Origin of the sequence: Hymenobacter glacialis (assembly GCF_001816165.1) — a bacterium.
Lineage (GTDB): Bacteria > Bacteroidota > Bacteroidia > Cytophagales > Hymenobacteraceae > Hymenobacter > Hymenobacter glacialis.
The window spans coordinates 14,262-34,980 of the sequence record NZ_MDZC01000010.1; the positions used below are offsets into that span (position 1 = coordinate 14,262).

A 20,719-nucleotide genomic window follows, 5' to 3' on the forward strand; every position below is an offset into this window, starting at 1 on the left:
AAGACAAAATAGTACCGTACAGGGTTACCACTCGGCTTGGGCAGCAGAATGCACTATAGTGCCTACCCTCCTACCTGCTCGCGTAGCTTGGCCACCAGGCTTTCCCACATCTCCTGCTGTTCGTCGCTGTCCTGGGACGGCGAATAGTCAATTACCCGTAGGTAAACTTCGTCCGTCACCTGCGAGGAATCCAAGGTGAACTCCAAAAAGCTGGGGTCGGCCACCGTCTGGCGGGTTTCACTTAGAAAAACAAAGCGCACGGCGCGGTTCAAGCGCTGGCCCGAAATTTCGGCGTAATGGTTTTCCTGGTCCCAGATAAAGTTGAGGCGTTGGCCTTCCACATACCGCACATCGTCACAAAACCACTGCGACAGGCCCGAAGCGGTGGCCAGATAAGGAAAAAGTATTTTGGGAGAAGCGTTGATGGGGAATTCCACCAAGAAGCGCGTTTTTGCTTGGATATCAGGCAGAGCCATAAAATTTAGAAACGTAGGGGCTTGGTCAAACCACGGGTTGAACCGGCCACAAGGGAGAAATACAGCATTTTTTACCCCAGCACCTTGCGTCGGGGCTGTTTGTAGCGTTACCTTTGCACCCACAAAAAACCCGGCGGGGTAGCTCAGTTGGTTAGAGCACAGGATTCATAACCCTGAGGTCACGAGTTCAACTCTCGTCCCCGCTACTTCGGAAACCGTTTCGGCTACATGCTGAAGCGGTTTTTTTGTGTCTGGTGGGATTGGAATTGAATGAACGATGTCCTTCCAATCGCAGTGAAGGAAGCAGGTAACCAACCCCTCCAAACCAGCATGGGCTAAAAACCAAGAAAACGCTGGACCCTAAAGGCCAACGTTTTCTTGGTTTTTAACGGACAGAGGCAACTATTTTGCCTTTTCCACGATGCCTTTGAAAGCAGCAGGATGATTAAGGGCCAAATCAGCCAGCACTTTGCGGTTGAGTTCGATGCCAGCCTTTTTCAGGCCGCCCATCAACTGCGAGTACGACAGGCCGTGCTCACGAGCACCGGCGTTGATACGCTGAATCCAAAGAGCACGGAATTCGCGCTTCTTTACTTTACGGTCCCGGTAGGCGTACAAGAGGCCTTTTTCAACGGCGTTCTTGGCAACGGTCCACACGTTTTTGCGACGGCCGTAATAGCCTTTCGCCAAACGCATGATTTTCTTGCGGCGGTGGCGCGAGGCCACATGGTTGACACTTCTTGGCATAACCTAGAGAGTTTTTGGCAGCCGGCGACGGGTTAAGTCTTAAAGCCGGAAGCCTGGTGAAATTTTTATGACAAACTAGAAATTCAACATCTGGCGCACGCGGTTCATGTCGGCGCTGCTCACAAGACCGGTGTGGGTCAAACCACGCTTCTGCTTGGTCGTCTTCTTGGTGAGGATGTGCGATTTGAAGGCGTGCTTCCGCTTCACCTTGCCCGTTCCGGTGAGCGCAAAGCGCTTCTTAGCACCGGATTTCGTCTTTACTTTCGGCATTGTAGTAAGTGTTGGAGGGTTGGTTGTTGATTGTTGATTGCTGACTGACCGGTGGTCGGGAAGCCATCTTCAACCGGGTAAAATCTATTCGGCGGCGTCAGCAGCGGGTGCTGGTGCCGGGTCGGGGGTCTGTTCGGTGGCTTCGGCTTTGGGCTCGGCAGCTGGCTTGGGGGCTTTAGGCTTGGCATCTGCCGCAGCGGCAGGTTTGGCCGCAGCTTTGGCTACTACCGCGGCTTTAGGCGCGAGGTAGAGGAACATGCGCTTGCCTTCGAGCTTAGGTAGCTGCTCTACTTTGGCCAGGTCCTCAAGGGCCTGAGCAAATTTGAGCAGCAGGATTTCACCCCGCTCTTTGAACACAATGCTACGGCCCACAAAGTGCACGTAGCTCTTGATTTTGGCACCTTCGCGAAGGAATTCCTGGGCGTGCTTCACCTTAAAGGCAAAGTCATGCTCGTCGGTGTTGGGACCGAAACGAATTTCTTTGAGCACGACCTTGGTCTGCTTGGCCTTAAGCTCGCGGGTTTTCTTCTTCTGCTCGTACTTAAATTTCGAGTAGTCGATGACGCGGCAAACGGGAGGCGTGGCCGTGGGCGAAATCTCAACGAGGTCGAGATTCTGGTCCTGGGCCATTTTCCGGGCTTGGTCGGTGGGGTACACCCCTTGCTCGACGTTATCGCCAACAAGGCGGACTTCCCGCGCGAGGATTTTCTGGTTGATTTTGAACGGCTCTTCCACCTGCTGGCGGGGCACGTACCGACGATTCGGGGCTGCTATGGTATGGTCCTCCTCCTAAAAAAGTGGCGGGAAATGAGATTCTGGGCGTTTTAGGCCGGGTATGGCCTGGTTATCAAGGGGCAAATATCGGCATTTATAATTGGAAAGACAAGCGGGGCCATATTGTAATTCCGAGGACTACCTAAAAAGAACGTCATGCCGAACGAAGCCAGAGCACTTCTACCGCCACACTGAATCCTGGTGTTTGGATTAGTTGAACGGTAAGGATGATTCGGCTTTGACTAGCATGACGTTCTTTGTTACAGCTGTTAGCTTAATTAATAAGCCTCTACTATCTGGCTTTGCACGCTTTTCACGAAGGCATCAAGCGGCATGGAGCCCAAGTCGCCTTCGCCGTGCTTGCGCACCGAAATGATGTCATCCTGAGCCTCCTTCTCCCCTACTACCAGCAGGTAAGGAATTTTGCCCATTTCGGCATCCCGGATTTTGCGGCCAATACGCTCGTCGCGGGCATCTACGGTGCCGCGCAGCTCGCGCTGCTCCAGTTGGGCCTTCACCTCGTTGGCGTAATCGATGTACTTGTCGGAAATGGGCAGCACGATGAACTGCTCGGGCGTGAGCCACAGGGGGAAGTTGCCGGCGCAGTGCTCAATGAGCACGGCCACGAAGCGCTCCAGCGAGCCGAAGGGCGCGCGGTGCAGCATTACGGGGCGCTGCTTGGTGTTGTCGGGGGCTACATACTCGAGGTCGAAGCGTTCAGGCAAGTTGTAATCGACCTGAATGGTGCCGAGCTGCCAGCGGCGGCCCAGGGCGTCGCGCACCATGAAGTCGAGCTTGGGACCGTAGAAAGCAGCTTCGCCGAGTTCGGTAACGGTGGGCAGGCCTTTTTCGGCGGCGGCTTCCTGAATGGCGCTTTCGGCCAGGGCCCAGTTTTCGTCGGAGCCGATGTACTTGGTCTTGTTCTCGGGGTCGCGCAGGCTGATTTGGGCCGTGTAATCTTCAAAACCGAGGTTTTTGAAGACGTAGAGCACCAGGTCAATCACCTTCTTGAACTCTTCCTTCACCTGGTCGGGGCGGCAGAAGATGTGGGCATCGTCCTGCGTGAAGCCGCGCACGCGGGTGAGGCCGTGCAGCTCGCCCGACTGCTCGTAGCGGTACACGGTACCGAACTCGGCGTAGCGCACGGGTAGGTCGCGGTAGCTGCGGGGCTCGGTTTTATAAATTTCGCAGTGGTGGGGGCAGTTCATCGGCTTGAGGAAGAATTCCTCGCCGGGGTTGGGTGTTTTGATGGGCTGAAAGGAGTCCGCGCCGTATTTCTCGTAGTGGCCGCTGGTTACGTACAGCTCTTTCGAGCCGATGTGGGGCGTGACGACGGGCTGGTAGCCGGCTTTCACCTGAGCCTTGCGAAGGAACTGCTCGAGGCGCTCGCGCAGGGCCGTGCCTTTAGGCAGCCACAGGGGCAGGCCCGCTCCTACTTTCTCAGAGAAAGCAAACAGCTTCAGCTCTTTGCCCAGCTTGCGGTGGTCGCGGCGCTTGGCTTCTTCGAGGCGTTCGAGGTACTCGGTGAGGTCCTTAGCCTTGGGAAAGGTAATTCCGTAGAGGCGCGTGAGCTGCTTGTTCTTCTCATCGCCGCGCCAGTAGGCGCCGGCCACGTTCATGAGCTTGGCCGCCTTGATAGTGCTGGTGTCGGGGATGTGGGGGCCGCGGCAGAGGTCGGTGAAACCACCCTGGGTATAGAAGGTGATTTGGCCGTCTTCGAGGCCTTCTATCAACTCCAGTTTGTAGGGGTCCTGCTTTTCGGTGAAGTAGGCAATGGCATCGGCCTTCGAAACATCTTTGCGTTCGTAGCGGCTTTTGTTTTTGGCCAGCTCCAGCATCTTTTTCTCGATTTCCGGGAAGTCCTCGCTCGAAATGCTGCGGCCTTCGCCCAGGTCCACATCGTAATAAAAACCGTTTTCGATGGCAGGGCCAATGGCCAGCTTCACGCCGGGGTACAGTACTTCCAACGCCTCGGCCATGAGGTGAGCCGAGGAGTGCCAATACGTTGATTTACCGGACTCGTCGTTCCAGGTCAGGATTTCGACGGTGGCATCATCGGTAAAGGGGCGGTGAAGGTCGCGCACTTCGCCGTTGACGCGCACGGCGAGGGCGTTACGGGCGAGGCCTTCGCTGATGCTGCTGGCCAAGGAGTGGCCCGTAGAGCCGGACTCGACCTGGCGTACCGAGCCGTCGGGGAGGGTAATATTGAGCATAAGAATGGGAATGATGCGCCCAGGGGGCAAAGCAAGGCGCAAGTTAGCACCCCTGGATGGAGTGGCGCTGTTTTCGGGACAGAAGAAAGTAGTGAGCGGCTAGCCGGCCTCCGGCCGAATAGGGGGCAATGGGCTGATGGGCAGGACTCTCTCGGGCGCAGGCGGCCGGCGGTAGTAGTACCGCGGGGTAGTGCGGAGGCTGTCGGGAAGCTGCGACTGGACCCGGTCTGCGGTTTTCCACACTTTATAGGTCCAGTGCTGGTTGCCGGGGTTTTCGGCTACCAGCCGGCGGTACTGGACCAGGGCCTCGGGCAGACGGTTCTGGGATTCCAGGGCCTCGGCGAGCAAGGCACGTGCCTGGGGCAGGCGGGGATTGCGGCGCAGGGCCCGCTGAAAGTGCGAGATAAGAGCGGCGGGCTTGCGCTCCCGGGCAGCAGCCAGCCCCAGGCGGTAATCGGCCCGATACACGGTACTATCGAGGACCAAGGCCCTGCGGTAATACCACAGGGCACTATCCGAGTGGCCCTGCAATTCTAACTGCCGGCCGTAATCATACTTTAAGAGCCCGGAGGTAGTATCGAGCCGCATGCCCAACGCCGCAAAACGGGCGGCCTGACCGGGCACGCGCCGGGCGTTGAGCAAGAAGGCCAACTGGTGCAGGATTTCGGGTTGGCGCGGGTCCCGAGCCAAGGCATCGTGCAGGTATTGTATGGCCGTTGAGGTATCGCCAATGGCGGCATAGGCCAATCCTTTGTAGAAGAGGGCAGCTGACTGGTCGGGGTCGAGGCGCAGGGTGCGGTCCAGGTTGTCGAGGGCGGCCGTGTAGTTGCGGGAGGCCAGCTGGGTTTCGCCCACTAGTAGCGGCAGTTCGGGCCCCGAAAACCCGCGCTGGGCGGCCTGGCGAGCGGCAGCCAGCGCCGCTGGGAGCTCGCCCAAGCCGCGCAACCCCCGGGCCTGGAGGAAGTACAGACCGCCATCCGAATTATCAATCTCGAGCGCGGCAGCAACGTCGCGCAGGGCGGCTTGCGGCTGGCCAGCCGCCAACAACAAAGAGGCCCGACGAGCGAGTAGCGTCGTATTACGGGGCTCACGGGCAATGGCGCCGTTCAGCTCTTCAGCCTGAACCCGAGGGCCGCTCTGCACCGTGGCCAAGTTGACAAGGGTATCGGGCTGCTCGCTGGGCTCATTGGAGCACGCAGCCAGTACCGTAACGGTCAAGAAACTCAAAACCCACTGATATAGCCGCAAATTAATCATGAAAGAAACCGGCATTGCCGCCTTGAAATAAGCTGGAATTTGCTGCTGTTCTTTGGGCAAAAAGCAAACAAAATAAGTGGCTTGAATAGCTAATCCCAGCGCTATTCTCTATTGCTGACACGGGGCGCTGGCCTCAGTAAGGTATCTGGGGTGGAGACCTGAGAGGCAGGTGGGTCTGATTGTTGCCGTTCTTGCCGTCGTACATCGGCCCGTAGCAAGGGTGGCAGCATTTTACGGCACAGCCGGCTCACTACCAGCTCTTCGCTGGTGATGGGAGGAATCTTTTCGGCGGCACGCAATACTTCGATGGCCCGCTTTCGCCTGCCTTGGTACCGGCACATGCGAGCCAGGTCATAGCACACCTGCAGGTTGCCGGGCGCTATTTTATGGGCTTGTTCGAGGGATTCAATGGCTTGCCGGCTACTGCCCCCTTCGGGCACGCCCCCCAGCACCAGCTTGCTGTAAAGACGTTCGAGCAGGTTGTAGTGCGCTACCCGGTACTGCCAGCGCCCGAGGAGCTGCCAGGTTTCCGCCAGGTCGGGTCGGTGCTCGGTGGCGAGGAATACGTGCGAACGCAGGTCGCGGAAAGCCGCCAGGCGAGCCCCGGCTTTGTAAAGAGTGGCTTGATTGAAAAGTGCCAAGGCAACGGCGTAATTGCTTTCGCCGCCTTCCGGCCGCAGCAGCAGGGCCCGATCAGCGTACGAACGGGCCGCGTTGAAGTAGGCGGCTTTGCGCGTTTCGTCCGAATACCGGGCCCCGATTTTAACACTTAGCACTGCTGCTTGCCAGAGCGACAGGTAATGGGAAGGGGTAGTTTTTAGAATTTCCTGGTACACAGCCAGGGCTTCGGAATCTTTAAAATTTATGGTAAGGCTGGCCGCTTGCAGCAGCAGTTGTTGAGTAGCCGGTGGGTCGGCCAAAACCGGGGTTTCGGGCCGTTTGGATAGCGCCGCCGTGGGCTTACGCGTCGGAACCCGAATCTGCGCCTCGGCAGCTGGCGCGGCTGCCATCCACAGCAAACCTGCCCCAAGCATCCAGACCCGAAACGGTCTGGATAAACGGACAAAACAGGTTTGTAAAGGGGCTGGCGCAGGCATGGGGCAAAGACACGTCGTATCGGCAAGCAGCAGCTACTTACCTGTTGTTACATAAGAATCATGGTTAAAATGCCATGGAAGTGCTGCCTGCAAAATAAGCTTTACCAGTGATGGCATCGTGTTAGTTCCCGAATTACCTGGCATTATTTCGGGCCCCTGGCGCACGTCGTTCACAGGCAAGACGCCGGCGCGGAGTTGGTCGGCAGCGAAGTGTTGAATCATGCCCACAAACGGGCTACGGCGTGCCGCTTCAAACCCAACTTAAAACAACCCAAGCTGCGCTTTGGGCCGCTTGAGTAGCTCCCGCGCCTGAGCTACTTCTTCGGCCGTTACATCAACTGGACCGGTGGTCTCGGAACGGGGAGCCGCCGTTTCGGCGGGGGCGTCGCTGCTTTTGGGAGCAGCGGGGGTTGTCCGCTTTTTGGCCACTTCCCGGCGCTGGGGTTCAGGTCCTTCGTCGGTGAGCAGGCCCAGGCTGTGGATTTTATAATAATTGAGCTTGTTGCCCATGGCTTTCCAGCCTTTCACATCAATGAATTCATGCAGGCTGATTTTTTCCGTTTCCTTGTCGGCCTTTTTGTCTTTCTGGAATTTCAATTCGACAAGGGGCTCCGGGTTGGCCGTGACGGCCAGCAATTTTGAGCCCTTGGTTTCGGAAATAAACAAAAAGCGCTTTTCCAGGGTGCTGGTTTCAATCTTGAACCGCTTCACGTAGTGGATTTTGCTTTCACCCTCCATATAAACCGCCGAGAGCACCGTTTCGGGCTCGTACTTGCGAAGCAGCAAAATATTGGGCACGTCGTAGTGATTGGTGGGATTGGGCGCGGTCAGCTCGTAGCTGCCGTCCTTGAACACTACCAGCACGTGGTTTTCGGTGTCGAAAGTACCCAGGTAACGGCCGTGGCCGACGGTGTTGAGGCGGCCCACCACGCTATCAAAAAATACCTCGCGGCCGCCCAGCGTGGAGTCGCCCAGGGCCTGGCGCTTGATGTTTTTGATGGGCTGCTTGGTCACGATGTTGCCCATCGAGCCCTTGCCTTTAATGGCCAGCTCGGCGAAGTCAAAGTCGAACTGCTTCACGCGGGCCGGGGCTTTGTCGCTGAGCTGAATGCTCACAATCTCCGACTCGGAGTTGGGGTTGGCGGTCAGATACAGGGTTTTGGTGCCCTTGGTACCCTTGGTTAGGTCGTAGGTCTTGTCGCGGGTAATGCCTGACACCAGGAAGCGCTTGGCAAAGCTGATGCCCGAGGCCCCGTCCAGGTACACCATGTTGTACACCAGCCGGTCGTCGTTCTTGTTGTACACGCCCACGTGGAGCACGTCTTTGCCCACAAAGGTTTTCTCCGCAATTCTGCTCACCACGAAAGTACCGTCGCGCTTGATGGCAATAATGTCGTCCAGGTCCGAGCAGTCGCAGATGGTCACCGCGTTTTCGTCTTTCTTCAGGCCGTAGCCCACAAAGCCGTCGGCGTAGTTCACGTACAGCTTCTGGTTGGCCACGGCTACTTTCTGGGCCGTTACCACGTCGAAGGTGCGCAGCTGCGTTTTGCGCTCGCGGCCGGCGCCATACTTCTTCAGCAGGCCCTCGAAATAGGCAATGGCGTAGCGGGTAAGGTTGGCCAGGTGGTCGGCTACTTCGGCTAGCTCCACCTCCAGCTTTTGCAGGTACTCATCGGCCTTGAATCCGTCAAATTTCGAAATGCGCTTGATGCGGATTTCGGTCAGGCGGGTGAGGTCGGCTTCCTCAATGGGCCGGCGGAGCAGAATCCGGGTATCGTCGGCCTTTGCCTTCTCCCCTTCTATGCGCACGAATTTCTTGAGGCCCTTGTCGATGGTCTCCAGAATTTCGGCCCAGGTTTCGCATTCTTCTATGCGGCGGTAAATGCGGTTTTCGATGAAAATCTTCTCCAGCGAAGCATTGTGCCACCGCTCCCACAGTTCGTCCTGCCGGATTTCCAACTCGCGCTCCAGCAGGCGCACCGTGGCCTTGGTGCTCTGGCGCAACACGTCCTCTACACCCACAAAACGGGGCTTATCTTCGATAATGACGCAGGTGTTGGGCGAAATACTGATTTCACAGTCCGTGAAAGCATATAGCGCGTCCATGGTCAGGTCGGGCGAGACGCCGGTGGGCAGCTGCACCTGGATTTCCACGTTGGCGGCCGTGTTGTCGACCACCTTCTTAATCTTGATTTTATTGGCCTCCGAGGCCTTCACAATGCTCTCCATCAGCGCCGTGGTGGTGGAGCCGTAGGGAATGTCGCGAATAACCAGCAGGGTTTTGTCGACCTTCTCGATGGTAGCGCGCAAACGAATTTTCGCGCCGCGCATGCCCGAGTTGTAATTGCTCACATCGCACAGCCCGCCCGTCGAAAAGTCCGGAAACAACTGCACCTCGCGGCCCCGCAGCACGTCGATGCTGGCCTTGCACAACTCGCGGAAGTTGTGGGGCATAATCTTGGTGCTCAGGCCCACGGCAATGCCCTCCACTCCCTGCGCCAGCAGCAGCGGGAATTTTACGGGCAGCGTGGTAGGCTCGCGCTTGCGGCCGTCGTAGCTGAGCTGCCACTCGGTGGTGTCGGGGTTAAACACCACGTCGAGCGCAAACTTGCTCAGGCGCGCTTCGATATAACGGGCGGCGGCGGCGCCGTCGCCGGTGCGCACATCGCCCCAGTTGCCCTGGGTCTCAATGAGCAGGTCTTTCTGACCCAGATTTACCATAGCATCGCCAATGCTGGCGTCGCCGTGCGGGTGGTACTGCATGGTTTGGCCGATGACGTTGGCCACCTTGTTGAAACGGCCATCGTCCATCTCCTTCATGGCGTGCAGAATGCGCCGCTGCACGGGCTTAAGGCCGTCTTCAATGGCGGGCACGGCCCGTTCCAGAATTACATAAGAAGCATAGTCCAGAAACCAGTTCTGGTACATTCCTTTCACCGTGGCCACGTCGTGGATGGTCTCGCCGGGCGCAAACTTGGGCTCTTCTTCGGTCTCAGGCTCAGGCACGGTATCGGCGGCCACATGCACCCCAGCCGTCTCCCCAAACAGCCCATCGGCCTTAACCGCAGCAGCGGCAGCAGCGGCAGCACCGGCGGCTAGTGCGGCATCCTGCTCGGCAAAGCTGGCTGGCTCGGCCGCGTCCTCGGCAGCAGCAGGCGAAAAAGCGGTCAGGTCGAAATTGACCGAATCACCGGGCTGAAGAAAGTCTTGGTCGGGGGCGTCGGAGGCAGGAATATCAGGTGTGGCCACAGAGGGAGAGAAAGAGGTCGGCGAAGTGCCATCAAAAATACCGTAATCGGCGCGGAGCGCAACGGTTTATAAGTAGAACAGGAAGCTAAAGGCTCCCAATTATTTTAGCTAAACACGATACCGACAAGCCGCAATTGCATTGCTTTATTGTCTATTCAGCCCAAATTTAGGCAATACCAAGCTGATTCGCAAGCTAAATACAATAGTCAGCGGTGACTCAAACCGGGTTGCAAATGCGCGTTAATGAGCGGCAATTTTTACAAACGAAAAAAGCCCGAACCAAAGGCGCGGGCTTTTCCGTGGAATGTGCCGACTAGTCTACCCCTAGGCGGCGATTCAAACGTACGAAAAAAAATCATGCAATGCAAAACCTCCCCTATTGTTCAACCGCTAATTTCTTCAATTTTAAGGCCATGAAATCATAACCTGGACTGTTTCTCCCCTATTTCCCATAGCGGGAAAAACATTCGCGGTAAACCTGTATAACAGTCTATATCAAGACCAAAAATGGAATTCTTTGCTTAATAACATTGCTCTACCTCGCTATTACTTTCTTTGCAAAAGGCAATAATTAACTTTCCTTAGCAATTATAATAAGCTGGGCCGTAGATTTTGGCAATTCATTCCTTCATTGGTTGCGTTACTAAAGCAGAGTTCGTTAGGCTCAATTCTGGGGCGCAAACAGGCAATCAGGCCGATGGCAGCGGAGCCGCTATTCTTACCCGAAATCCGGTGACTACGCCTTCGGTGCTGATGATGGGGCCGGTAGTGGCCGCTCCCCCCATGGCAGCAGCGCGAACATCCACGTTTTCCAAGCCCTGAGTGGCGCGCCGAAGCGTGGCCTCTGGGGCATTGGGGGAATCTGGCTGGCCGTTGTCGATAACGTCGATGAGCAACTGGGGGCCTTCCAAGCGGACGCGCACTGTGGTGCGCGTGGCGCCGTGGGCGTGTTTGAGCACGTTTTGCAGGCACTCTTTGTAAATCAGGTACAGGTTGCGGCGCAGGCGGGCGGGCAGGCGGAACGTGGGCAAATTATCGGGTACTTCAAAACACAGAGCCACCCGGCGCGGGGTGAGGACTTCGTAACCGTAGTCGCGCATACGGATAAGGAGGTCCTTCAAGTTGTCATTTTGGGTGTCAAGGCTCCAGACCACGTCGTTGAGCTGGCGCACGGCATAGCGGCTGTTGTCGGACAGGCGACTTATTTGCAGGCGCTGGCCGGCAGCATCGGCCAGGCCTTCCTGAAGCAAATTGCTTTGGAGGCTGATTTGGCGGAGCAGCGTGCCCACGTCGTCGCGCAGGTCGGCGGCGAGCCGGGCGCGCAGGTCGTTTTCGCGTGAAATGTGGCGCTGGCGGTACTGCCAGAAAAAGAAACCCGCCACCAACGCAGTCAATACGCCCAGTCCGCCCAGGCCAATGAGTTGGTTTTGCTGCCGCAGGCGGCTCAGCTCGCGCTGCTGGTCTTGCAGACGCGCCTGCTGGGTGAGCAGCTTAATCTGGGCTTGCTGCTTGCCAAGTTCGTAGTTCAGCTGTAGGGCCGCGGTGCGGCGGCCAGTAGCTTCGCTAAGTAAGCTGTCGTTGAATGCCTTGCGGCCCAAGGATGCCAGGTAAGCCTGGGCAAAGTTCTTTTGCTTGGCGTAAGCCAGCGCCAGCACTTCATTTGCCGCGCGGCTGCCTTCAAGTGAGCCGACGCGCTGGCTGGAAGCAAGGCTGCGGCGGCCGTAAGTAATGGCACTATCGGTCTGGCCCTGGCGCAGAAAGGCCCGCGCCAGCACCCCCTCTGCCCGCGGAATGGCCAGGAGCCGGCCCGTGACCACCGACTGCCGCAAGGCCGGATACCCCAAGGCAAAAGCTTCGGCAAGCTGGCCCTGCCGCTCGCTTATTTCGGCCAGGTTGAGTTGCATGGCCAGCACCTCGGGGGCATTGCCCAACCGCTGGCTCACGGCTAGGCTTTGCTGGTAGTACACGCGCGCTGCTACCCACTGCTTCTGTTTCAGGCACACATCGCCAAGCCCTCCCAGGGCCAGATTAATGCGGTCGGGGTAATCCTGATTGCGGGCTACCTGGAGGGCATCAAGGAAGTAGTCTCTTGCATGGGCGTAATCGCCAAGCTTATTGAACGTGTTGCCCGCCTGGATTTTCAGGCTGGTGTGGAAGCGCCGGGTGTCGTTGGTGACGGGAATAGCCAACCCTTGCAGGCAGTGGGCTAAGCTGGCCGCGTATTGGCCCTGCTGCTCGGCCACTAAAGCCAGGCGGCCCAGGCTCCGCACCTCACCGCCCAGGTTTCGGGCTTTGGCAAACTGCGCACGCGCTTCAGCCAGGTATTTGGTAGCGGGTAGGTACTCAGCCAGCACAATATGATAGTCGGCCAGGTCCAGTAAGGTTTCCGCAATCAACTTGTCGTTGTTGAGGCTGCGGGCCAGGGCTACTGCTTCCTTTAGCACCGGCAGCGCGGCGTTCACATTCTGCAGCTTGATTTCTTCGGCCAGATGCGTGAGAAGGACCACGCGCTTGGAATCTCGCTCTGGGCTGGCGCTGAGCAAGGTTTTAATGCTGTCGATGCGCACTTTCTGGCGTCGCAGGAGCTGGTTGGGCAGTTTGGGTGTTGATGCGCCCAGGCTGGTAAAAGTAAGCAGGTCTTTGGGAGCGGGCTGGTCTTGCGCACCTGCGGGCAACGGACTCCACGCCCACAGCGCCGCCGCAACCAACATCCTCTGCATCATAGCCTCAATAGAATAGCGCATTCTCCTATGTCATTCAGCAGCTAAAACTACCACTGCTAAATTCAAATTTCCACATTAAGACCCCTTCAATTCGGGAATATAGCAGGCAACAGATTAAAATTGTTATAAACAATAGCAAAATATTCAATGACTCAATTGCAAAGTTTCAGCCTTTTGCGCACAAATTTTACGGCAAGAACTACTAAAAGCAAAAAGCCCCGTGTGGCTATCGCCAAACGGGGGCTTTTTGTTGCAAAAAAAGTAAAAGTTGATTACGCCAATTCCTCCTCGATGGTCTCGGCCACAGGGAGTACATCGCTGGTCACCAGGTCTTTTTCGAGGCGCAGGTTGTCTATGATGAAATTCTGGCGGTCGGGCGTGTTTTTGCCCATGTAGTAAGTAAGGACCTGCTGAATGCTGCGGTCTGATTGCAGAATGACCGGCTCAAGCTTGATGTTGTCGCCGATGAACTTGCCGAATTCCTCGGGCGAAATCTCACCCAAGCCCTTGAACCGGGTGATTTCGGGGTTTTTGCCCAGCTTGCGCATGGCGGCCTGCTTTTCCTGCTCGTTGTAGCAGTAGATGGTTTCTTTCTTGTTGCGCACGCGGAACAGCGGCGTTTCGAGGATGAAAACGTGGCCGTTGCGCACCAAATCGGGGAAGAACTGCAGGAAAAAGGTGAGCAGCAGCAGGCGAATGTGCATGCCGTCCACGTCGGCATCGGTGGCTACTACCACGCGGTTGTAGCGCAGGTGCTCAATGCCTTCCTCGATGTTGAGGGCGTGCTGCAGCAGGTTGAGCTCCTCGTTTTCGTACACAATCTTCTTTTTCAGCCCGAAGCAGTTCAGGGGCTTGCCCCGCAGGCTGAACACGGCCTCCAGCTCCACGTTGCGGCTCTTGGTGATGCTGCCGGAAGCGGAGTCGCCCTCCGTGATGAAGAGCGTGGTGAGCAATTCTTTTTCGGCGCCGTCTTTGGCGTTTTCGCCCAAATGGAAGCGGCAGTCGCGCAGCTTGCGGTTGTGCAGGTTGGCTTTTTTGGCGCGCTGGTTGGCCAGCTTCTTGACGCCGGCCATGTCCTTGCGCTCCCGCTCGCTCTGCATGATGCGCTTGAGCAGGGCATCGGCGGCGGCGGGGTTTTTGTGCAGGTAGTTGTCGAGGTGCTCCTTTACGAAGTCCACGATGAAGCCGCGCACCGACGGGCCGTCCTCGCCCATGTTGATGGAGCCGAGCTTGGTTTTGGTCTGGCTCTCAAACACGGGCTCCTGCACCCGGATGGACACCGCGGCAATGATGGAGCCGCGCACGTCGGCCGCGTCAAAGTCTTTCTTGTAGAACTCGCGCACGGCCTTCACCACCGCCTCGCGGAACGCCGCCAAGTGGGTGCCGCCCTGGGTGGTGTACTGCCCGTTCACGAAGGAGTAGTACTCTTCGCCGTAATCGTTGCCGTGGGTCAGGGCCAGCTCAATGTCGTCCCCCTTCAGGTGGATAATGGGGTAACGCAGGTGCTCCACGTCGGCTTTGCGGGCCAGCAGGTCGAGCAGGCCGTTTTCGGAGTAGTACTTCTGGCCGTTGAAATTAATGGTGAGGCCGGCGTTGAGGTAAACGTAGTTCCAGATTTGATTTTCGAGGTACTCCGGGATAAAGCGGTAGTTTTTGAAAATGGTGTCGTCGGGCTGGAACGTGACCAGCGTGCCGTTGCGCTGGCTGGTTTTTTGGGGCTTGGGGTCGCTCACCAGCTTGCCCTGGGCAAACTCAGCGGCTTTGAGAACGCCTTCGCGCACGCTTTGCACCAGGAAGTAGCCGCTCAGGGCGTTCACGGCCTTGGTGCCCACGCCGTTGAGGCCCACCGACTTCTGAAACACCTTGGAGTCGTACTTGCCACCGGTGTTTATCTTGCTCACCACGTCCACCACCTTGCCCAGGGGAATGCCGCGGCCGTAGTCGCGCACCTGCACCCGGGAGTCGGAAATCTTGATGTCGATGGTGCGGCCGTGCCCCATCACGTGCTCGTCGATGCAGTTATCGACCACTTCCTTCACCAATACGTAGATGCCATCGTCGTAAGCGGAGCCATCGCCAAGCTTACCAATGTACATACCGGGCCGCAATCGGATGTGCTCGCGCCAATCCAACGAGCGAATGCTGTCTTCGGTGTAGCCGTGGTCGGGGGCTTTAGCAGGGGCTTCTGGGGCGTCCGTCAGTAAATCTTCTTTCATTAGGGCAACTGTTGTCCAGTTTTTGGGTAAAATAACGCAGAAAATAGCAGGAGGGCAAGAAAAATTGCCAGCTTCTTTAGCACACGCCAGCTAATTTATTTAGTTTTAAACACCATTTTTAAGCTCAGGGTTCACTCCCGCGGGCCAGCACCCTGACACTCACTTTTACCATTTCTTCCGCATGTTCCCATCTTTAATCAAACGTGGCTCGGCACAGGCCCACGTGGCCCAGCAGAGCGGTGCAAACCCCGAAACCAGGCAGGCGCCCGTCATTTACTACACCTTTCTACTCATTGGGTTGTCGCTGTTGGTGTATGTGCTGCACAAGCTCGACGATATTCTGCTTCCGCTTTTTTTCGCAGCGCTGCTGTCAACGCTACTCCTGCCGCTGGTGACGCGGCTCGAAAAGCTACGCTGGCCCCGGGTACTGGCCATTTTGATGGCCCTACTCCTGCTGATTGGGGGCATTGTGGGCTTGTTTGTCGTGTTTGGCAGCCAATTAATGGACCTGAAAGCCGAGCTGCCGCTCATTCAGAAGAAGCTGATGGTGATGTTTGACCAGAGCCAGCAGTGGCTGCACGACCGATTTGGGATGCGGGTAATGAGCAAGGACGAAATCATTGACTCGTCGCTCAACTCAGCCAAGAAGTCGGCGGGAGGTTTTTTGGGCAGCACGCTGAGCACTACAGCCGGCGTGCTCAGCGTGCTGACGCTGGTTCCCATCTATATTTTTTGCTTCCTGTACTACCGCGACCACATGCGGCAGTTCATGTTTCGGTTTGTAGCCCCCGAAAAACGCACGTCGGTGCTGCACACCATGGACAACATTCAGGCGGTGGTGCAAGCCTACATCTCCGGCCTGCTGATGGTTATTGTCATTGTCGCTATTCTAAACGGCATCGGCTTGCTGGTACTGGGGGTGAAATTTGCTATATTCTTCGCCATTTTCGCTTCGGTACTGGCCGTTATTCCCTTTATCGGTATTCTGGTAGGGGCCACTATTCCGGCCCTGATAACGCTGGTGGAAACCGGTTCGCCGGGCAAGGCCGCCGCCGTGATAGGCGTGTTTGTGTTTGTGCAGTTCCTGGAAGGCAACTTCATTACGCCCATGATTACGGGCTCAAAAGTGAGCATCAATCCCATGGCCGCCATTGTAGCCCTCATTTTGGGGGGAGAGCTGTGGGGCACGCCGGGCATGATTCTGAGCATCCCGCTAGTGGCAGTGCTCAAGGTGGTGTTCGACTCCAGCAAAAGCACCGAGCCCTGGGGCTTTTTGCTGGGCGACGTGAGCGAAGGTGAAGACACACCCAAAACCAAACTTAACACCAACCCTGGGTTATGGGGCAAGTTTTGGCACATGGTGAAGCGCATATAACCAACGGCCGCGCCGGGCTGGCCATGCAACCCATCGGGCCCGTTCAGAGTATAGTTTTAGTAAACCTTTCCATTTAACTAAAATCTTCCTACTCCATGGCCACAACCACCGAGAACACCGCCCGCGCATTTAACGACTTAGTTGAAATCAACAAAACGGGAGCCAAAGGCTACCAGGAAGCGGCCGAAGGCGTGACCAGCCCCCAGCTGAAATCCGAGCTAAGCCGCTTTTCGCAGCAGCGTGCCAAGTTTGCGTCCGACCTCACGCAGCACGCCAGCAAGCTCGGCCTCAACATTGAAGATACCAACACGGTAGAAGGCCTGCTCACGGACGCCGCCGCTGCGGTGCACCAGGGCTGGATTAATATCAAGTCGGCCATAACGGGCCAGAACGACAACGCCATCCTGGGCGAGTGCGAAACCGGCGATTCGGTGGCCCTGAAAGCCTACGAGACAGCCCTTAAATCGGGCGACCTGTCGGCAGAAGCCAAATCGGTGCTGGAAAAACAGCACGGCCAGGTGCTTGAGGCTAAAAACTGGGTTACCCAGCAAAAAGGAAGCACTTCCCGTTAAAATCTTTAGAAACGCTGCCCAACGGGCTGGCGTTTTGTAAAGGAAAGCCCGACAACCCGCAGTTTGCTGGATGTCGGGCTTTTTTGGGCTCGTAGTTGAAGCACAATCAAGCTACTCAGGCTCCTGATATCATACGCTACTTGGTGTGTGGGCTAAACAGTGCAAAAAATGCAACCTTAAGATTAACTAAATTTGTTAGTCTTTTTTACCGACCACCAATCCGGCCCCGCGATTTGTACGCCATTATCGACCTTGAAACTACCGGGGGGCAGCCTACCCAGGACCGCATCACCGAAATTGCCATCTACATCCACGACGGCGAGAAAATAGTGGACGAGTACGCCACCCTGCTCAACCCCGGACGTGCTATTCCGCCGTTTATCAGCCAGCTCACGGGCATTACGAATGACATGGTGAGCGACGCACCAAAATTCCACGAAGTGGCGCGCAAGGTGGTGGAAATGACCGAGGGCTGCGTGTTTGTGGCGCACAACGTGCGGTTTGATTATTCTTTCCTGAAAAAAGAGTTTGCGGACCTGGGCTATAACTACTCGCGCAAAACGCTGTGCACCGTGCGCCTGAGCCGCTCCCTCATTCCGGGGCAGCCCAGCTACAGCCTGGGCAAGCTGTGCCAGAACATTGGCATTCCGCTGGAAAATCGCCACCGCGCCGCCGGCGATGCCCACGCTACGGCCGTGCTGTTTGGGCGTCTCCTCAAGATTACCCAGGAAAGCGAAAGCGTGCCCCATGGCACCGACACCAGCCACACGCTGGCCCGCGTGGATGCCTTGGCCCCGGCGGGCCGCCGCCCCGACGGCACCAAAGCCCCATCGCCCAAGCGCGTCACGGCCATGCAGGAAGCCATTCGCACGGCGCTGATTCCGCCGCTGGTGTCGCCGGCGCTGGTGGCCAGCCTGCCGCAGGCCACGGGCGTCTACTATTTCCACAACGAGGCCGGGGAAGTGATTTACGTGGGCAAAAGCATCAACATCTACAAGCGCATTCAGCAGCACTTCGCGGTAGATGTGAAGTCCCGCAAAAGCCTGGAATTTAAGAACTCCATTGCCGACATTACCTGGGAGCTCACCGGCTCGGAACTGGTGGCGCTGCTGTATGAGTCGCACCTGATTAAGCAGCTGAAGCCGGCCTACAACCGCGCCCAGCGCCGCTCGGTGTTTCCGGCCGGTATTTACCTGCGCATAGACGAGCAGGGCTACAAGCGCCTGGCCTATGGGCGGGCCGATATACGCAACGCCGAAATCCCCATCATTGCCCTGGGCAACCAGTACAAGGCGCAGGGCTTCCTCTACCACAAAGTGGCCAAGTACAACCTGTGCCAGAAGCTGTGCGGCCTCTACAAAACCCAGGGCGCCTGCTTCGACTACCAGGTGCACCGCTGCCTGGGCGCCTGCGTGGGCCAGGAAGACCCCGAAACCTACAATCTGCGGGTAGACGAGGCCATAGACAGCATTAGCTACGAACACGAAACATTCGTGGTTATCGGGGCCGGGCGCACGGAGCTGGAAAAGAGCATCGTGCTCATTGAAAACGGCAGCTACCGAGGCTTCGCCTTCGTGGACGAGACCTTTTCGGCCCGCAAGCTGGCCGATTTTCGAGACGTCATCAAGCCCTATAATGATAACAAGGATACCCAGCAGATTATTCGGCTGCACCTGCGCACCAAGCACAAAGGGGAAAAGGTGAAGGTGTTTGGGTAGGTGTATAGGTGTATTGAACAATACTAACACGCAAAAGCGGCCCTTCGAACTCAATCGAAGGGCGCTTTTGCGTATTAAAAACTAATAATTCTACTTTTTTCCTGCCACAATTTCATCTACTACCAGCGGGTCGAGCAAGGTCGTGACATCGCCTAAGTTGCTGGTTTCGCCTTCGGCTACTTTGCGCAGAATGCGGCGCATGATTTTGCCCGAACGAGTTTTGGGCAGGCCCGATACCAGCTGGATTTTGTCGGGCTTGGCGATGCGGCCGATTTGGGCTACTACGGCTTCGATGATGCTGGCTTCGGCGCGCTGAATATCAATGTCCGTGGTTGGGACGCCGTTTTGGCAGATGACGTAGGCGTAGATGCCCTGGCCTTTTACGTCGTGCGGGTAGCCCACCACGGCGCTCTCTATCACAAACTCGCTCTCGTTGATGGCATTCTCGATTTCGGCGGTACCGAAACGGTGGCCGCTCACGTTGATGACGTCGTCGACGCGGCCGATGATGCGGTAGAGGCCGTTTTCGTCGCGCCGGGCGCCATCGCCGGTAAAGTAGTAGCCGGGATAGGGCTGGAAATAGGTTTGGCGCGCGCGCTCGTGGTCGCCCCACGTGGTGCGGATGATGCCCGGCCAACTGCCCTTAATGGCCAGATAACCTTCCTGGTTGTTGCCTTCAATCTCGCTGCCGTCCTGGTTGAGGAGCACGGGCTGCACGCCCGGCAGCGGCAGTCCCGCGCGAGCCGGCACCGAGGGCGTGATTCCGGCCATGGCCGAAATCATGATGCCGCCGGTTTCGGTTTGCCACCACGTATCCACGATGGGGCAGCGGCCCTTGCCCACGTGCTGATCGTACCAGTGCCAAGCCTCCTCGTTGATGGGCTCGCCCACCGAGCCCAGGATGCGCAGGCTGCTAAGGGAGTAGCTGAGCACATTGTCCAACGGCGTGGCCATGAGGCTGCGGATGGCCGTGGGGGCGGTGTAGAAAATGGTGACGTTGTGCTTGTCGATGACCTCCCAAAAGCGGCCTGGCGAGGGAAAGGTGGGTACGCCTTCAAATAGCAGCGTGGTGCTGCCGGCCAGCAGCGGGCCGTATAGGCCATAGGTGTGGCCCGTGACCCAGCCAATGTCGGCAGTGCACCAGTACACGTCGTTTTCCTCTACCTGAAACACGTTGCGGAAGGTGTAATCGGCCCACACCATGTAGCCGGCCTGGGTGTGCACCACGCCCTTGGGCTTGCCGGTGCTGCCGCTGGTGTAGAGAATAAATAGCGGGTCTTCGGCGGCCATTTCCTCAGCGGGGCACTCTTTCTCCACGTCTTTTACTTCGTCGTGGTACCACACGTCGCGGCCGGGTTTCATTTGCACGGGCCAGCTGGTGTGCTCCACTACAATGACGCGGCGCACGCTGGGGCACTGTTCCAGAGCCTCGTCCACCACGCTTTTCACGGGAATTTGCTTGGCACCGCGGTTCAGGCCGTCGGCGGTGAGCACGAAGGCCGCCTCGGCGTCATTGATGCGGTCGGCGATGGCAGTGGCCGAAAAGCCCGCGAAGATGACGCCGTGCACCGCCCCAATGCGGGCACAGGCCAGCACGGCAAGGGCCAGCTGTGGAATCATGGGCATGTAAAGCACCACCCGGTCGCCCTTTTGCACACCATTTTTCTTCAGCACGTTGGCAAACTGACACACCTGGGTGTAAAGCTCGCGGTAAGTCAGGCGGAGGTGGCGCGTCTTGGTGTCGTTGGGCTCGAAGATGATGGCCAGCTTGTTGGCGCGCTGTTCGAGGTGGCGGTCCAGGCAGTTTTCGGTAATGTTGAGCCGTGCGCCCTCGTACCAGGTACTTTGGCCTTCGGGCGAGAACTGTCCTCCGCGCACGGTGTCCCATTTGCGGCGCCAGGTGAAGGCTTCGGCAGCGGCGCCCCAAAACGCGTCGGGGTCGGCTACGGACTGCTGGTAGGCGGCGTGGTATTCCTCTAAGGTGCGTACCCGGGCGGGTTGCGTGCTGATTTCTGACATGGAGTTAGGCTAA

The 20,719-nt window shown here is 57.4% G+C and carries 13 protein-coding genes, 1 tRNA gene and 1 pseudogene; 4 read left to right on the forward strand and 11 right to left on the reverse strand.

The genetic code is table 11. The features are described 5' to 3' along the window. Positions 1-62: 62 nt before the first annotated feature. Entirely contained in the window at positions 63-476 is a 414-nt protein-coding gene (locus tag BEN48_RS00085) for an START-like domain-containing protein (RefSeq protein WP_070731733.1), read from the reverse strand. Positions 477-608: 132 nt separating this feature from the next. Between BEN48_RS00085 and BEN48_RS00090 the strand changes: the two genes are divergently transcribed. Then, positions 609-682, forward strand: a tRNA-Met gene (locus BEN48_RS00090). A gap of 196 nt (positions 683-878) precedes the next feature. On the opposite strand, the gene rplT is transcribed toward BEN48_RS00090, so the two are convergent. The 9 genes and pseudogenes from rplT to BEN48_RS00135 form a co-directional block, all read right to left on the reverse strand. Then, entirely contained in the window at positions 879-1,223 is a 345-nt protein-coding gene (rplT, locus tag BEN48_RS00095; RefSeq protein WP_070728591.1) for a 50S ribosomal protein L20, read from the reverse strand. A 75-nt stretch (positions 1,224-1,298) separates the two neighbouring features. Beyond that, positions 1,299-1,493, reverse strand: a complete 195-nt coding sequence (gene rpmI, locus BEN48_RS00100) for a 50S ribosomal protein L35 (protein ID WP_070731735.1) — start codon at positions 1,491-1,493, stop codon at positions 1,299-1,301. A gap of 216 nt (positions 1,494-1,709) precedes the next feature. Further along, positions 1,710-2,267: pseudogene (infC, locus tag BEN48_RS00105) on the reverse strand (translation initiation factor IF-3); the annotation flags it as partial. Between the two features lie 278 nt (positions 2,268-2,545). Continuing rightward, positions 2,546-4,480: a threonine--tRNA ligase gene (gene thrS, locus BEN48_RS00110; protein WP_070731742.1), complete on the reverse strand. Its 1,935-nt coding sequence runs from the start codon at positions 4,478-4,480 to the stop codon at positions 2,546-2,548. A 99-nt stretch (positions 4,481-4,579) separates the two neighbouring features. Beyond that, complete coding sequence (locus BEN48_RS00115) at positions 4,580-5,707, reverse strand: tetratricopeptide repeat protein (protein WP_158010054.1); 1,128 nt, start codon at positions 5,705-5,707, stop codon at positions 4,580-4,582. A gap of 131 nt (positions 5,708-5,838) precedes the next feature. Next, on the reverse strand, positions 5,839-6,747 hold the full coding sequence (locus BEN48_RS00120; protein WP_070731746.1) for a tetratricopeptide repeat protein: 909 nt from the start codon (positions 6,745-6,747) through the stop codon (positions 5,839-5,841). Positions 6,748-7,095: 348 nt separating this feature from the next. Continuing rightward, positions 7,096-9,840: a DNA gyrase/topoisomerase IV subunit A gene (locus tag BEN48_RS00125; protein WP_394330916.1), complete on the reverse strand. Its 2,745-nt coding sequence runs from the start codon at positions 9,838-9,840 to the stop codon at positions 7,096-7,098. 932 nt (positions 9,841-10,772) lie between these two features. Further along, complete coding sequence (locus tag BEN48_RS00130) at positions 10,773-12,806, reverse strand: tetratricopeptide repeat protein (RefSeq protein ID WP_158010055.1); 2,034 nt, start codon at positions 12,804-12,806, stop codon at positions 10,773-10,775. Between the two features lie 272 nt (positions 12,807-13,078). Then, positions 13,079-15,022, reverse strand: a complete 1,944-nt coding sequence (locus BEN48_RS00135; protein WP_070731749.1) for a DNA topoisomerase IV subunit B — start codon at positions 15,020-15,022, stop codon at positions 13,079-13,081. A 181-nt stretch (positions 15,023-15,203) separates the two neighbouring features. On the opposite strand from BEN48_RS00135, the gene BEN48_RS00140 reads away from it, so the two are divergent. The 3 genes from BEN48_RS00140 to BEN48_RS00150 all read left to right on the forward strand — a co-directional run bounded on the left by BEN48_RS00140 (position 15,204) and on the right by BEN48_RS00150 (position 18,687). Beyond that, positions 15,204-16,397, forward strand: coding sequence for an AI-2E family transporter (locus BEN48_RS00140; protein WP_083320605.1), 1,194 nt, complete (start codon positions 15,204-15,206; stop codon positions 16,395-16,397). Positions 16,398-16,492: 95 nt separating this feature from the next. After that, positions 16,493-16,969: a PA2169 family four-helix-bundle protein gene (locus BEN48_RS00145; protein ID WP_070731750.1), complete on the forward strand. Its 477-nt coding sequence runs from the start codon at positions 16,493-16,495 to the stop codon at positions 16,967-16,969. 233 nt (positions 16,970-17,202) lie between these two features. Next, positions 17,203-18,687: an exonuclease domain-containing protein gene (locus tag BEN48_RS00150; RefSeq protein WP_070731751.1), complete on the forward strand. Its 1,485-nt coding sequence runs from the start codon at positions 17,203-17,205 to the stop codon at positions 18,685-18,687. A gap of 90 nt (positions 18,688-18,777) precedes the next feature. On the opposite strand, the gene acs is transcribed toward BEN48_RS00150, so the two are convergent. Beyond that, complete coding sequence (acs, locus tag BEN48_RS00155) at positions 18,778-20,706, reverse strand: acetate--CoA ligase (RefSeq protein WP_070731752.1); 1,929 nt, start codon at positions 20,704-20,706, stop codon at positions 18,778-18,780. Between the last annotated feature and the right edge of the window lie 13 nt (positions 20,707-20,719).